Below are 14134 nucleotides of genomic sequence, written 5' to 3'. Positions count from 1 at the left end.
ATTGAATTATGCCCCACCCTCAGCAATATCATCTTCGGATTCCAAGAATGCCTTGCACTCCATTTGATAGGCCTCAAGCTCCATATTGAATAAAATTTCACTCGCAGGGTAGGCGTACTCACCCATTGCGAAATCCCCAAAATTGTCATCCCAGAAGTTATTGAAATTCTCGTTAGCCTTGTAATCGAAGACCTCGTGATTCTCGCTGTCACCTGCGATGGTGAGCATCCCCTCGCGTTCTTCAAAAGCCCGAATGAGAAAAACAGCCACGATAAGCGTACTGCCAATTAAGAACTCTCTGGTGAGTAAATCGACTTTGTTATTCCTGTTTTTTAAATCTTCAAGCGACTTGCCGTGAGAAGTCGGGCTTATTTCATTTCTCAGATTGCCAATCAATTGGCCGATAGTAGCCAGTGATCCAGACATCTGGGTTACCAGCTCTTCTGCGGTATAGCCAAGGGCTACAAATGCCTTCTTCAATACCGCATTGATAGTTGGTTTATTTCCGAGGATTACGCCTTTCGAGTCGCAGATTTCCTTGCCGATACTTTCCAGCAAAGCTTTGGCGTTTTCAACGGAGATACTGAAATCTGTTTCAAGGTGCCCCTCCATCCGCTCAATATAAATCTCAAGCGTCTGCCAGCGGTTATATTGTGCGAGTGTGGCCCTAAGTTTTTCCATCAGTAAGACACTCTCACTTCGCCACTCATAAGTTTTGGCAGTAGGTTGTCGCGAAGCTTTTCCAGGCTATCAATTTGTTTGGCATTGGCTATTTGCTTGTCGAGCAATGGTTCCATTTGCTTTGACATGACCTCAAGCTCTCTAGGAGGCGGTACCAATACCATGGCGGCATCAAGATCGCCGCGTTTGATATGGCCCATGGTCGTCGCATGGCTGGACGAGATAGAGATGAATTCGGCGAGATGGTGTTTACACCACAGCAGATAGAACCATTTCGGAAACTCGTCAGAGGTTACCTTGAAAAGGTGCTGGTTCAATACGCAGCGCTCACCGTCCCAGACCTTGACCATCAGGGAGGCCGACCACGCAAAAATCACATCACCAGCTTCAATTATATAATCAGGTTTAACCTGGTTTGTCGCCCAATCCGAAGCCTCAGAGATGCCACTACTAAGCTCTCTGATTTTTAATACGGGTAGCTTTTCAAGGTCATTTTCTGGCGGATATTTTTGGCAGGCCAGTCCGTTCAAGAATCTGGCAGTTTTGCTCAAAGGTCTTTCTGTCCAGCTATCTCCAGCATCTTCCAAAAACCACTGACGGAACAGTGTGTAGGCCATGGTTTCAAGAGTTTTAATCTGGCGGCTCAGTAAGTCTATTTTGTCGTCAAGGCTGATGAGCACTGCAGCTATAGCTTTTTGCGCCTCTACGCCTGGAATATTAATAGGCATTTTCTTTAGCACAGACGCCTTTATGCCCGAAACAGTAGTTCCTGACGCCCTTGATTGAAGCTCATGTTGTCCCGTATCGTTTTGAAAGTAGTATTTTAAAAATGGGTTGAAAATGTATTCCTTCTTGCCCCTCAGCGTAATGATACGCTGAGCTAGCGCAACGTTTTTATTTTTGATTAAGGCGACCTCCCCCAATGGCGCCTCGGTTGTTAATACCACATCATCAACCTCAGGCAAGCCGCGAGTCATCCACGAGTCATAGTCTTCAGCGGCAATAAACTCATTAGGTGGTAAAATCTTTCCGGACTTCACTATTTTTGCAGTGACCAGGGGGATTCCAGAATTCGTTTTAGTTGGTGTTTTTCCGCGATAGTCAATAAATCTATCGATAACATCTTCCATAATGTATTCGCGCCACTCACTCATAGCTGCACTCTCGCCAAGCTCTCAATAATAGCCTGATTAAGCTTCGCTTCTTCGAGCAGCTGGACCTCAAACTCCTCTGTTAACACAGAAAAGCGCTCGGCAAAGTTAAAGTTGTCGTCCTCTTCCGGTAAGCCAACATAGCGACCGGGTGTTAACAAATACTCCAGCTCGGCCACACGGTCCAGCGGCACTGAGGCGCAGAAGCCCTTTATGTCCTGATATCCATCTTCGCCGATGCGCCATGCGTGGTAGGTGTCGGTGATTCGCTGGATATCCTCGGCGCTGAGCTCCTTGGTGCGGCGGTTGATCAGATGGCCGAGGTTGCGCGCGTCTATAAACAGGATTTCGCCTTTGCGCGGGTGCCCGTTGCTGCGTGCGCGATTCATAAACCACAGCGCCGCGGGAATCTGGGTGTTTAAAAACAGCTTGGCCGGCAGGTTGACGATGCAGTCGATCAGGTTGCCATCGGCAATCAGCGCCTTGCGAATATCACCTTCGCCGCTGCTCTTGCTGGTCAGCGCGCCCTTAGCCAGCACCACACCGGCGCGGCCGTTGGGTGCCAGGTGGTGGGCGAAATGTTGCAGCCAGGCGAAGTTGGCGTTACTCACTGGTGGGGTGCCGTACTGCCAGCGGCCATCGCCGCGTAGTAGCTCGCCGCTCCAGTCGCTGACGTTGAACGGCGGGTTGGCAATAATAAAGTCGGCCTTCAGATCTTTATGGGCATCATTAAGGAAGGAGCCTTCGTTGTTCCACTTCACCTGGGAGGAGTCGATGCCGCGAATGGCCAGGTTCATCCGCGCCAGCCGCCAGGTGGTCTGGTTGCTTTCCTGGCCGTAGATGGAGATATCGTTAACCCGGCCCTGGTGTTCTTCGACGAATTTTTCCGATTGCACGAACATGCCGCCGGAACCGCAGCAGGGGTCGAAAACGCGGCCCTTGTACGGTTCGAGCATCGTCACCAGCAATTCTACGATGGAGCGCGGGGTATAGAACTGGCCGCCCTGTTTGCCTTCGGCCAGGGCGAACTCACCGAGAAAGTATTCGAACACATGGCCAAGCACGTCAGCGCTGCGGCTCTTGGCATCGCCAAGAGCGATATTGCCGACCAGATCGATAAGCCCGCCGAGGCTGGCAGGGTCAAGATTCTGCCTGGCGAAAACCTTTGGCAGAACGCCCTTGAGCGAGGGGTTTTCCTTTTCGATGGCATCCATGGCGGCATCCACATGTCGGCCGATATCAGGCTGCCGGGCCATGCTCAGCAAATAGAACCAGCGGGCTTCGAGCGGCACGAAAAACACGTTCTCAGCCTTATACTCGTCCTTGTCCTCTGGGTCCGCTCCCGCGTACTCACCTTCTCCGGCTCTAAGCCGGGTATACATATCTTCGAACGAATCAGAGATGTACTTAAGGAAAATCAAGCCGAGCACCACATGCTTGTACTCGGCGGCGTCGATGTTCTTGCGCAGCTTGTCGGCGGCTTTCCAGAGCTGCTTTTCCAATGGTTCTTCTTTGCTTGGTTTAACTGCTTTGGGCGTAGCCATTATGGTTCTTTATCCAGTTGCGAAAATAGAGGATCAAATCGGTATCTTTTAACGAGAGATTCATCACTCGGTAGTGCGAGCATGTTGGGCAAATGGTGCTGCAAATCTCTATCCAGGCCTCTGGTCTCGGTCACCGCAGAAGCCTTGGTGATGCACGATAATGATGACCCACGCAGGGCCGGGTGCTGATTTGTGAATCCGCCCCTTCGCAGCACACTAATTAGTCACGAAGCATACCTTCGATCAGCGCTTGCTCGTAAGCCAGCGTGAAATTTACCAGATCAGTTTTTAGGACGAGACACAAATCACGAAGCTGAACCGTGTCCAACCGTCTCACTCCTCGTTCCACATCACTCATGAACGATTGCGGCCTCCCCAGCGCAGTAGAGCACTGTGTCTGGGTCATGCCTGATTCAACCCTCATGCGCTTCAGCACCTGCAAAAAGACCACATGCTCGTGTCGATAAATAGCCTTTGTCATCGCCGTGTCCGGGCAAGGTTCGGCTGATCACGCTATATCTGCTTTTGGGATATCTGAATTTCAGTTATTTTATCTGTGTTTGGTTGGTTTAGGAGGCTGTATGAGACTGGTCTGGGAGTTGTTTCGCGTGGCATGGGCTGTCGGGTGCCTACCGGTCGGTGCGCTCTTGCTCGTAGTGGTAGTTTTTTCTGGCTTCAACTTGCCATTCTTTCTTGGTTTGACCAGTAGCGAAGACCCGGCAATTCGTTGGCTGTTCTGGGCCTTGGTTTTCTACTTCGTCGGGGGCGGATGGCTGTTTTCCCGAGTCAACCAACGCTATACCGAAAAGCTGAGGAGAATGGTCGCTGGCTATCAGGCTGAAGGGTTCCGTCCTGAGATCGAGGTGTTCGCGAAGATCAATGACGCCTATGTTGGTGTCGATCTGCAATCGAAAAGGTTGCTGGCCTACCCCGTAGGTCAGGAAGGTCATCTCTTCCGTTTGGATGAGATTCGGTCCTGGCGCATCCTTCCAGCCGGCAAGAGCAACCATCGATTGGAGTTGTTGACCAGCGATTTGGCTATTCCGACGTTCAGCCTCGCGCTTAAAACGGCCGACGTGGCCAATACGGAGGCGCGGCTGTATGCAATCTTCAGCACTTAACCGGCTGATAGATCCTTCACTTACCCATTCGGAGTAGCTCGATGACCGACGTAAATGCAGGCAGTGTTTGGCAGGTAGATATCTCTCAACTGAAGCTAGCTAACGCCATCATGCGGCGGGCCAATCAAGCGCTGGCTTCTGACGATGTTGCTGTCCTATCCGCTCTCGGGTTTTCGCTCGCTCACATTCGAGAGCTAAGACGCAAAGGTGGTTTCAGATCCTCTTCTATTGCGCAGAACACGCGAATGATCAACTGCCTACAAAAAAGGGAGCCTGCACATGCTCATTGACCAAATGCCATTGAGAATCGCGTCCGGCGTCCTGGCGGCTACGACCATCGAGTCTGTCCGCCGATCCACTTCATATCATGCATGCGGCTGGCAGATTCTTGACCGCTGGGCGTTTAACTCTCCGGAGCAGCTTCGCGCACTCGAAGCGCAGGGAGAGCGGCTGCTTTTAGGGCGGTTGCTTGAACAGCAAATCGTCGAGCATGAGGCGCTCATTTCGCCCCTCGGATTGGCGCAGCGGGGGCAGGGGCTGGCGGAGCATGAGGTTCTTGCGCTGTGGGGCATCTCTACCGAGTTGTGAGCCATCATCAGCAGCCGGCTGTACCAAAATTCTCCGGCAATTTGCCGCACTGGGGTCTCGGGGCTTGCCCTGAGCAGGGACGGTAGGCAAAGCAAAGGAGTGAAACGACTGAAGCGTTGCCGGTTGTGCGCACGCCATTCATGGCGGTAGCACAAACCCTACCCTGTCCCAGTGCTAATCCCTCAAATGGTTGCAACCTTTGTAGACGATGTTGGTGACAGGGAGTTGTCTGTACGTTGGTGTTGAATTTCTTAGCCTTCGATGAATAAAAGCATCTTTGGAGAAGGCGCGGGGGGGATCGTCCAAGGACTCGAAAAACACGAGATTCAGATGAGATCTGCGTAACAGAATGGATCATTAGGATATTTTTCGAAGTGAGCGCGGTAACTTTCAAAAAACATCGCATTACGACGCTGGGCTAAGCAGGGCGTTGGTTGCGCTGGTGTCAGTATTTTGAAGTGCGCGTACTCGTCGTTGGTGACTGTTCCTGCATCGCTCGGGTAACAAGAGAAAATATTCGGCAGCACAGCGGAAGGTAGGTTTGGTGATGCTGAAGGAGGCACTGCGGTAAGCGAATTTGGGCGCGTCATCTACATCTGGAGTAAACGCTATGAGTGAAAGTCTGATGAAGAAAATGTGGTCGCTAGTATTGCGACGGAAACCCGTAGAAGCGATGAACGGGGGTAAGCCGTTTACCAGGTGCGGAACCCTCATGGTCTATGCGGGTGAGCTTAAGCTGATACCTGAGCTCATTCCCGAGTCAAAATCTATCGGAGGCTCCACGCCGTCCGATTTAGATTGAAGGAGGCATCTCGGATGGCTTAACGCACGGCAGTCAAAGCGGAGCGTGCTAACTGATACGCACCTCACGTAAAGCGGGAGCGCAGGGCCAGGTGCTAAGACTACTTTCCTGAATCAAACAGAGCTCTGGCAGAGGGGCCATAGGTTGCGATGACATTTTCGATGGTATCCCGATCTTTGCAGTTCAAACTGCGTGCCAGATCGAAGAGGCTGTTTCGCTCGGCCTTCCACAGGCTGATAATTTCAACATTCGGCTGAGCTTTCTTCCGCTCGTAGAATATCGACTCGGAACGGAGCGCTATTAAGCAGCCCAAGACGTCCTGAGCGATTTCCAGTCGATGAGCATCTGATGGTTGGATCATCTTTGAGACCTCCTGCTGGCCGTTATCATAATCAGTACGTCATGTGCGAGTTTCTGAATTTTTTGAAAGCTTTCGTAATCGATGCTCATCGTGACTGTCACTCGGCTGCTGTGGACTGCATCGAGTGTTATCTGGGAGGCATCCCGCGATCTAGGACACGCTTTTGACAGACGCTGCTGTTAGCTTAAGAATGGCCGCATGCAAAAAACAGAAGCAGAGACCCTGGGTATTGAAGAGTATGAGGCATTCGAGCTTGTGGCTCGGGAGCTCCATGCCCATTTTGCAAGCGGGCGGAAAAATTTTGCTGTGCGAGTGCCCCTAAATTTAGTGAGCTATTTGTTCACTGGCATTTTGCGGAAATCACGGTTGCCGAAAATTCAGCTTGAAGAGGCCATATCGAAATTAGAGCTTGCTGTCGAGGCTAGGACGTTGCGGCGGTACATCAGCGGGCATGCCCGGATGACATGGTGGACGTTTCAACGGCTGGTCTTCTGGGCGCTGGAACAGAAGTGGGTTAGCACGTGGACGTGCTGCGATTTGATATCGAAAGCCCAGCTCTGCGAGGTTGCTCAAATCAGTGCGCGCGAGCTTTTGAACGAGCGTAAGCGCCTTGTTTCAGCGACTGAAATACGTAGAGAAGAAATGGTCACGCGCTTTTATAAAAACCTCGCACTCAAGGACTTGGAGCTAGAGATAAAAGCAGTCACCTCTATTCGAAGATACGATGAAGTCAGGGAGCTCGTACGCTCTCTGGGATTAGATATAACTGATTAGCCTCTGGCCAGCTGGCCACCAGCGCTTCAACATGCTTACCTCGCCATGCCCGGTGATACTGGCAAGCTCGATCAAATTCAGCAGCTTGGTAGCAAGCCATCAAGTCGCTTCATCGCGCCATGACTTACATTTAGGATAGCTGTCGCGATTAAGCTAATGCCATTACCAATCCGGCTCCAGCTCTGTGCTGAGGTGGATACCCATGATCCTTGCCTTTCGGTACCTCAACGGCTCTGCATTGATCTCCAGGGCAACGAGACGATTTGCAGCGACCACTAGACTGTTGAATCGCTCGTTGTGAATAGCTACATACGCAACCAGTCTCTTGCCAGACGCCTGCATTGAGCCGATGCAGTGAGGTGCTGCCTTTCCGTCTAAGAGTAGCGGGTCAACGTATAGGTAGCATTCCAATGCTGGATATTTGAATGCTTCGGGGTATCGGATAGAGCCGTGCAGCTTCATGGAAGCATGCTCTGATTAATGGTCACCTATTCGCCTGGTATCGGCATGCGTGGCCATGCAAAAGGACCACGACATATCCCATCCCCATATCCGGGCTTGTACGGTTATTCGATCAATGGCTGCACGGCTTCGACCCGCCATAGCATTCTTCCTTTCGAATTGGACTGACTTCTGCCATGACCCCATACCTGCTGCTCACAGTGAATCGGGTCTATTCAAATGTTCAGCCAGATACATGGTTAGGGCCATGGCGTCCTGCGGTTTAGCTGATGCAGATCGATACCTTTCTGCCATAGCAGTGACGACAAGCTGAGCTCCATTTCGAAGCTTTCCCGTGGTTTTCGCCTTCACAAGCGCTCTGTGAACATCCGTCTGATGTTCTGTGGGGATTCCGGACATATCCAGCTTATTGGAAGCAAGATGCGACGTTTGGGTTTCAGTTAATAGTTTAGGTTGAGGTTTAGTGTTAAGCCGAACTTCGTCCGATACGGTATCGATACCGCATACGTGGGGTATCGATATCTCTTCCAAACCTGGGTTTGAGCGCGGACGGAGGGACTCATTGATCCAGCGTTGCTGATCAACCGTCAGTCTTTCTTTAAAGTCGCGCAAGAAATCGTCAAGCCACTCGCTAGGAATGCGGCGGATTTCTTCGAGCGCTCTCGCTCTCAGCTTTGGCCCGGTCACCTGAGTAGCGGTGTGGTGATCCCACCAGATACGTACCCAAACGACGTATTTGGCGTGATCATATCTAGCCAAGCCTTCATCTTGTAGTCGATGAATGACCTGTAACCATTGCTCTGCCGTCCAGCCAATCTCAGCACCTGCAATGCGGGGCACAAGTGGGTATACGCCCGTGATATTGCTGTCAGGAGCAGTTAGAAGGTGCAGCAACGCCACTTTATCTTCAGTGGTGCAATTCAGCAGGCGCGGGGAGCGCCAAAAATTCTGATCCCTGATGGTTCGTTGTCTACCCATGCTTACGGCTCCTGGTGCAAACGTACGGGTATCACGTAAGGGACGATCATTGTCGGGCCTCCACCTGCGCTTTCTTGGTTGGCCTCCCTGTGGGTTTTGGTGTCGGTGAAGCATTTGTCATGGCGGGGCGAGGAGGGCTTTCGGTATTGCCGGTGCGCATCCACGCTCTTAAGTCACCTAGCCTCCATCGCAGCCTTGATAGACCTGGTACAGGCTCAAGCCCTGGCAACTTACGCTGACGGACCGTAAGCACGCTGAATCCCGTCAATGCAGCAACTTCAGGCACGCCGATCAGGACGTCGTCGCCAAGCTTCTGTATTTTTTGGATGGTTTCGTAATCTACTGGCATAGAGGTATCGCTCGATTGATCTGTTTGACATAGATTTCCCCAGTTGAGCGGTCAACAGCTAGGACCTCTTTTTAACAGATGGCTTGTGAGGGCGGGAGCGGGGCCGTAGCCTGCTTTGGAAAACGACCGTTCAGACCTACGTAATTGCCCTTTACTTGATCACCTTTTCGCATCCGGCAGCTGGTCATATGCATCCAGTTTGTACAACTTGATTTGTAGCGATGACCGGCAGAAATCGACCCAAAGCAGTCCTTCGTGGCTATCGGTTAAGGGCCAGAAGCGAGCACTCAATCTTGGGTGGCCACCACAACGACCGGGCCAGAGGTCGCTGACCTACCAGTGCCACGGACTAACCGCCCTGGAACTGACCACCGCCTGCGCCTGCTGCTATATGCCTCATGAAATGGAAAATGGGTAGAAGAGCGCCAGAGCTAGCAATTACTCTGGAAGTGCTGTTGCACTTGCAACGCCGCACCAATGGATGCAAACCAACAACTTGGCTGCCAGTAAATAATTATTAGATACTGTAATATATAGTTACATTTCTTACATGGCTAAAATTAACTATCTCACGCATCTTGAAAGCGCCTGCCAATGGCAATAACACCATTCTGCAACAACCAACATTAACTTCAATATGAAGGGGATCTTATGGCGCTTAAACCAGGACCGAAACCTATTGCTAAAACAACCGGTGAAGTAGACAAGCGTCGTCGTGACAATAAAGACACGCCAGGTAATAATCCTGACTTGAAACCTAGTAAGTCTTCAAAAAAATAGCTTGTCGCTGGCAGAAGCTACTGTAATGGTAGCTTCTGTCGTTGGAGGTTGTAGCCGATAAACACATAGCCTGAGAGTTGAGTTGCCCTAGCTTCCCTAGAGACACTCCAGGTTCGCTGCGTACAGTTTTTTTCAACTCTACAGTAGACTGAGCTGCCCTTGTTTCGCAAAGAAGCTGAGTGACCACTTCTGGCCGGTAGCTGCCTGTGGCGAAAGGCGGCAACCGATCAAAAGTTGTCACTTTTTAGTTAAAGCTTGTCGCAGTTTAATCTGACGAACTGTTTCCATTGGCTCTAGGGACAAGCCAATCGTCGCTCCCGCAGGCACCTTTAAACTGGTATCCGACGACTGGCTCGCACTTGTTACCGCGCGCTGGGAAATAACCCCTATAGCCTCTCCAGCCTCATTGACTATTGGCCCACCACTCGCGCCACTATTAACTCCATTATCCATATAGAACAAACTAAAATCGGCAGAAATATTCTGTTCTGAGTTACTTGCATGAATTCGTACATGGTTTCCGACGATGGCGCATTTTGTCATGGGGCCCATCATGTCAGCAATGTATCCGGATTGCATCGCACTAAGAAACTCCTGCATTCCCGGAAAGTCTTTGTTGGCTATTCTATTTAGGTTAAATGGCAGCGATAGGTCGTCGGAAAAGCCGGATAGAAAAACCTTTTCACCCAATTGGGGAGGCGTGAGGCTGGTTGGGAGATAGTTAAAGACGCCAGATTGCTTCTCTTTAGGAGCAAGGGCTGCAATGTCGAGCTGTATGGTCTCAGAAAATGCATCGACATTAATGCCCACGGAACAAAAGTGCACGAAATACTCTATCACTGGGCGACCTGGAAATTTTACGAAAATTTTCGCATTTGGATCCGTGTAGTCTTCTAAACGTATTGGCATTCGCCCAGTTACAACATGTGCCGCAGTGATTACCTCTCCATCGTGCGTATAGGCAAAGCATGTTCCCTGACTTATTGTTTCGCCGTCTAGGACCACAGTAACATAGCCACAGCTGCTCTTTATGTTCTCATATATCTTATTGTACATGCTGACTTACCCTTGATTTAGCTTGCCTTTCATTGGGCTGTTTCCAAGATTTTCTGATGCATCATAAAACATCCCAATCTCATAAACATGAGTTGCTTCTACTTAAAGTCCCGCCTGAACGTCTTCTTCTTTTGACCGATTTCTGCCGTTGGCCAATGACACCATTGGGTTCTACTTCTACCGACCGAGGTCCTCAACTGTACTGGTCAAGTCCGATGCAAACGATTGGCCAAGTCGAGTGCAAATGATGGCCCGTCTGTGGAGTTAACCACCGACGGGTGTGGTTCGATCAAGCTAGCTTTGCTGCGAGCTCCTCGGCGGTGATGTTGTAGTAACGCTTCAGCATGTTCACCTCCCTATGTCCCGTCACGCTGGCTAGCTCGATCAGATTCGGCAGCTTGGTCGCAAGCCGACAGGTCGCCTCATGCCGCAGGTCGTGAAAGCGTAGATTGATTAGGAAGTCTTCCTGTGGCGTTACCTGCGCCACCTCGCAATCTGCCAAGTATTTCAACCTCGCACGCTCCAGACCTCGTACAAAGGCCTTCTTGAGTGCATCGGCAGTTGTGGGGAAGACTCGACCGCAGAGTGAGCGCGGCAAGTCCTTCAGAAGCTGGATGGCCCTCGGGGAAAGCGGGACGGTTCTGGGTAGTCCGTTCTTCGTCGCTGGTAGGTGCGCGGTTCTACGATCCAGGTTCACATGCTTCCAGCGCAGCTCGAAAATCTCGCCACGGCGCATCGCTGTCTCAATCGCCAGTTGGACGATGGGCCGTATCCATGGATTGTGTGATGCATCGGCGTAGGTCCCATCAGCACGTCGCTCACGAAGCTCTAACGCGCCGAGCATGTATTGCTCTTCAATTGGGTCAAGCCGTCGCGAGCGTTCGTCGTTGTAGCTAGGGCGGCTGACCATCCTGACTGGATTCTCTGCCAGATGAATTCCCCACTCACGGCGAGCGACCTCAATCACGCACTGAAACAATGCGAGTTCACGCTTCACCGTATTGCCCTTGCGGATCTTCAGCCGCTCGTCACGGTAGCGTGCAAAATCTGAAGAGGTGAGGGTGGCAACGATACGTGTCGCTAACGGATGACGCTTAAGGGCTTCCAGGCGTTTGATTTCCGAATACGCGCCTTTGTGCTTCGGAGCAATCTCGGAGATGTAGCGATCGATGAGTTGATGAAAGGCGGTGCGTTCGGCCTCGACCCGAGAGACAAAGATGCCCCGGTCGATTTCGCTTTCGATCATGCGTGCCCAGGCTTGGGCATCGGATTTGGTTTCGAAGGTTTTGCGCTGGGCTGGATAGCCCTTACGGCGAATTTGCGCTTCCCACTGATACTCGCCGCGATTCCTGATTGTTGCCATTTCGACCATTCCTGCCACTTTAAGTGTGGCAAATTTGTGGCAAAAACGACTTTCAGGACTAGGACAGGTTTCTGTCAGGAGCGCTATCCCCTTGTCATACAAGGGAAAGAAGATGGTGCACCAGGCGGGATTCGAACCCACGACCACTGCCTTCGGAGGGCAGTACTCTATCCAGCTGAGCTACTGGTGCGACGCGGGCGCCATAATACTCATCTGAGTGTCGCCCGTCCATGCTGCTGATTCGTCAGGTGTTTCCCGGCGCGTTATGGGCTATTAATGGGGGCCGGGTGAGAAAGTGGTAAAACATAGCGTCTTGTTCTTTTTTTCGAACAGGCTATTGTCCTTTACCCCCTTTGACCCTAGGATTCGTTTGAGATTTCAAACGCTCTTGTCTGAGTGCTAAACCGCACGGCTAACTCTTTGTGCGTTTTCTAGATACTTTGGCAGTGAATGACTTCCTGACGGCAGCCTTCCATGGCGCCTTTCTACTATCAATAATTCGCTCCGCGCCTGCGCGGTGCTGTTAAGGAAAGCCAACATGCAGCTCAAAGACGCACAATTGTTCCGCCAACAAGCCTATATCGATGGTGCTTGGGTCGATGCGGACGGTGGTCAGACGATCAAGGTCAACAACCCTGCTACCGGTGAAATCATTGGCACGGTGCCAAAAATGGGCGCCGCTGAAACCCGTCGCGCCATTGAGGCCGCGGACAATGCATTGCCGGCCTGGCGTGCCCTGACTGCCAAAGAGCGTGCCAACAAGCTGCGTCGCTGGTTTGAGCTGTTGATCGAAAACCAGGACGACCTCGGCCGCCTGATGACCCTCGAACAAGGCAAGCCGCTGGCCGAAGCCAAGGGCGAAATCGTTTACGCGGCCTCGTTCATCGAGTGGTTCGCTGAAGAAGCCAAGCGCATTTATGGCGACGTGATCCCGGGCCACCAGCCAGACAAGCGCCTGATCGTGATCAAGCAACCGATCGGCGTGACCGCTGCAATCACCCCGTGGAACTTCCCGGCCGCCATGATCACCCGTAAAGCGGGCCCGGCACTGGCTGCTGGCTGCACCATGGTGATCAAGCCCGCTTCGCAAACCCCGTTCTCGGCCCTGGCCCTGGTTGAGCTGGCGCACCGTGCCGGCATCCCTAAAGGCGTTCTGAGCGTTGTGACCGGCAGCGCTGGCGATATCGGCGGCGAGCTCACCAGCAACCCGATCGTGCGTAAACTGTCCTTCACCGGCTCGACCGAAATTGGTCGTCAGCTGATGGCCGAATGCGCCAAAGACATCAAGAAAGTGTCGCTGGAACTGGGCGGCAATGCTCCGTTCATCGTGTTCGACGACGCGGACCTCGATAAGGCCGTCGAAGGCGCGATCATTTCCAAATTCCGCAACAACGGCCAGACCTGCGTCTGTGCCAACCGCCTGTACATTCAGGATTCGGTGTACGACGCGTTTGCCGAAAAACTGAAGGTGGCCGTGGCCAAGCTGAAGATCGGTAACGGTCTGGACGAAGGCACCACCACAGGCCCCCTGATCGACGACAAGGCCGTAGCCAAGGTCAAGGAGCACATCGCTGACGCAGTGAGCAAAGGCGCGACCCTGCTTACCGGCGGCAACAGCCTGGAAGGCAGCTTCTTCGAGCCGACCATTCTGGTAAACGTACCGAAAAACGCTGCTGTGGCGAAGGAAGAAACCTTCGGCCCGCTGGCGCCGCTGTTCCGCTTCAAAGACGAAGCTGAAGTGATCGCAATGGCCAACGACACCGAGTTCGGCCTGGCGTCGTACTTCTATGCCCGTGACCTGAGCCGTGTATTCCGCGTGGCTGAAGCTCTGGAATACGGCATGGTGGGCGTCAACACCGGCCTGATCTCCAACGAAGTTGCGCCGTTTGGTGGCATCAAGGCTTCGGGCCTGGGCCGTGAAGGCTCCAAGTACGGCATTGAAGACTACCTGGAAATCAAATATCTCTGCCTGGGCATCTAAACCCGGCGGGTGGTTCAAGCAGAGGGGGCACGAGAGCGATGCTCCACCTGCGTTTCAAACTGTTAATTTTTGTGGCCGGGAGCGCCATGCCAGTCGATCATCGCATGCTGGCCTGTTGTCTTCCCGGCGCGTCAGCCTTGAAC

General features: G+C 52.2%; 13 protein-coding genes and 1 tRNA gene. 5 read left to right on the top strand and 9 right to left on the bottom strand.

The window, feature by feature from the left end:
• Positions 1-6 precede the first annotated feature (6 nt).
• The 4 genes from ACZRMS_RS02240 to ACZRMS_RS02225 form a co-directional block, all read right to left on the bottom strand.
• Positions 7-681 (bottom strand): abortive infection family protein, encoded by a 675-nt coding sequence (locus ACZRMS_RS02240; protein ID WP_463993921.1) that lies wholly within the window; start codon positions 679-681, stop codon positions 7-9.
• Entirely contained in the window at positions 681-1835 is a 1155-nt protein-coding gene (locus ACZRMS_RS02235; protein WP_463993920.1) for a restriction endonuclease subunit S, read from the bottom strand. The genes ACZRMS_RS02240 and ACZRMS_RS02235 overlap by 1 nt, the downstream gene beginning before the upstream one ends.
• Positions 1832-3376: a type I restriction-modification system subunit M gene (locus ACZRMS_RS02230; protein ID WP_463993919.1), complete on the bottom strand. Its 1545-nt coding sequence runs from the start codon at positions 3374-3376 to the stop codon at positions 1832-1834. The genes ACZRMS_RS02235 and ACZRMS_RS02230 overlap by 4 nt, the downstream gene beginning before the upstream one ends.
• Positions 3377-3596: 220 nt before the next feature.
• Positions 3597-3857 carry a helix-turn-helix domain-containing protein gene (locus tag ACZRMS_RS02225; RefSeq protein WP_463993918.1) on the bottom strand — a complete coding sequence of 87 codons (261 nt, stop codon included), beginning with the start codon at positions 3855-3857 and terminating at the stop codon, positions 3597-3599.
• 100 nt (positions 3858-3957) lie between these two features.
• On the opposite strand from ACZRMS_RS02225, the gene ACZRMS_RS02220 reads away from it, so the two are divergent.
• Positions 3958-4497, top strand: coding sequence for a hypothetical protein (locus ACZRMS_RS02220; protein ID WP_463993917.1), 540 nt, complete (start codon positions 3958-3960; stop codon positions 4495-4497).
• Between the two features lie 279 nt (positions 4498-4776).
• Positions 4777-5085: a hypothetical protein gene (locus ACZRMS_RS02215; protein ID WP_463854060.1), complete on the top strand. Its 309-nt coding sequence runs from the start codon at positions 4777-4779 to the stop codon at positions 5083-5085.
• A gap of 902 nt (positions 5086-5987) precedes the next feature.
• Here ACZRMS_RS02215 and ACZRMS_RS02210 read toward each other — a convergent pair.
• Entirely contained in the window at positions 5988-6248 is a 261-nt protein-coding gene (locus ACZRMS_RS02210) for a hypothetical protein (RefSeq protein ID WP_463854059.1), read from the bottom strand.
• Positions 6249-6446: 198 nt separating this feature from the next.
• Here ACZRMS_RS02210 and ACZRMS_RS02205 point away from each other — a divergent pair, with 198 nt between their 5' ends.
• Positions 6447-7022, top strand: a complete 576-nt coding sequence (locus tag ACZRMS_RS02205; protein ID WP_463854058.1) for a hypothetical protein — start codon at positions 6447-6449, stop codon at positions 7020-7022.
• A 657-nt stretch (positions 7023-7679) separates the two neighbouring features.
• Here ACZRMS_RS02205 and ACZRMS_RS02200 read toward each other — a convergent pair.
• Complete coding sequence (locus ACZRMS_RS02200; RefSeq protein ID WP_463993916.1) at positions 7680-8462, bottom strand: hypothetical protein; 783 nt, start codon at positions 8460-8462, stop codon at positions 7680-7682.
• A gap of 1000 nt (positions 8463-9462) precedes the next feature.
• Here ACZRMS_RS02200 and ACZRMS_RS02195 point away from each other — a divergent pair.
• On the top strand, positions 9463-9591 hold the full coding sequence (locus ACZRMS_RS02195; RefSeq protein ID WP_272880781.1) for a hypothetical protein: 129 nt from the start codon (positions 9463-9465) through the stop codon (positions 9589-9591).
• A 237-nt stretch (positions 9592-9828) separates the two neighbouring features.
• Here ACZRMS_RS02195 and ACZRMS_RS02190 read toward each other — a convergent pair whose 3' ends face one another.
• The 3 genes from ACZRMS_RS02190 to ACZRMS_RS02180 form a co-directional block, all read right to left on the bottom strand.
• Positions 9829-10647 carry a S1 family peptidase gene (locus tag ACZRMS_RS02190; protein ID WP_463993915.1) on the bottom strand — a complete coding sequence of 273 codons (819 nt, stop codon included), beginning with the start codon at positions 10645-10647 and terminating at the stop codon, positions 9829-9831.
• Between the two features lie 289 nt (positions 10648-10936).
• Entirely contained in the window at positions 10937-12151 is a 1215-nt protein-coding gene (locus ACZRMS_RS02185; RefSeq protein WP_463993914.1) for a site-specific integrase, read from the bottom strand.
• Positions 12124-12200, bottom strand: a tRNA-Arg gene (locus ACZRMS_RS02180). Before ACZRMS_RS02180 ends, ACZRMS_RS02185 begins: the two co-directional genes overlap by 28 nt.
• 348 nt (positions 12201-12548) lie before the next feature.
• Here ACZRMS_RS02180 and gabD point away from each other — a divergent pair.
• A complete protein-coding gene (gabD, locus tag ACZRMS_RS02175) occupies positions 12549-13991 on the top strand; it encodes an NADP-dependent succinate-semialdehyde dehydrogenase (protein ID WP_463993913.1) in 1443 nt (480 codons plus the stop codon).
• Positions 13992-14134: the final 143 nt, after the last annotated feature.

Source organism: Pseudomonas sp. B424, assembly GCF_055408345.1.
This window is presented reverse-complemented; position numbering and strand designations above follow the sequence as displayed.

What these genes read in the sequence shown, in the direction of transcription:
- ACZRMS_RS02240 (WP_463993921.1), bottom strand. Translation starts at nt 681, where the DNA reads ATGGAAAAACTTAGGGCCACACTCGCACAATATAACCGCTGGCAGACG.
- ACZRMS_RS02235 (WP_463993920.1), bottom strand. Translation starts at nt 1,835, where the DNA reads ATGAGTGAGTGGCGCGAATACATTATGGAAGATGTTATCGATAGATTT.
- gabD (WP_463993913.1), top strand. Translation starts at nt 12,549, where the DNA reads ATGCAGCTCAAAGACGCACAATTGTTCCGCCAACAAGCCTATATCGAT.
- ACZRMS_RS02195 (WP_272880781.1), top strand. Translation starts at nt 9,463, where the DNA reads ATGGCGCTTAAACCAGGACCGAAACCTATTGCTAAAACAACCGGTGAA.
- ACZRMS_RS02190 (WP_463993915.1), bottom strand. Translation starts at nt 10,647, where the DNA reads ATGTACAATAAGATATATGAGAACATAAAGAGCAGCTGTGGCTATGTT.
- ACZRMS_RS02215 (WP_463854060.1), top strand. Translation starts at nt 4,777, where the DNA reads ATGCTCATTGACCAAATGCCATTGAGAATCGCGTCCGGCGTCCTGGCG.
- ACZRMS_RS02210 (WP_463854059.1), bottom strand. Translation starts at nt 6,248, where the DNA reads ATGATCCAACCATCAGATGCTCATCGACTGGAAATCGCTCAGGACGTC.
- ACZRMS_RS02200 (WP_463993916.1), bottom strand. Translation starts at nt 8,462, where the DNA reads ATGGGTAGACAACGAACCATCAGGGATCAGAATTTTTGGCGCTCCCCG.
- ACZRMS_RS02220 (WP_463993917.1), top strand. Translation starts at nt 3,958, where the DNA reads ATGAGACTGGTCTGGGAGTTGTTTCGCGTGGCATGGGCTGTCGGGTGC.
- ACZRMS_RS02230 (WP_463993919.1), bottom strand. Translation starts at nt 3,376, where the DNA reads ATGGCTACGCCCAAAGCAGTTAAACCAAGCAAAGAAGAACCATTGGAA.
- ACZRMS_RS02205 (WP_463854058.1), top strand. Translation starts at nt 6,447, where the DNA reads ATGCAAAAAACAGAAGCAGAGACCCTGGGTATTGAAGAGTATGAGGCA.
- ACZRMS_RS02225 (WP_463993918.1), bottom strand. Translation starts at nt 3,857, where the DNA reads ATGACAAAGGCTATTTATCGACACGAGCATGTGGTCTTTTTGCAGGTG.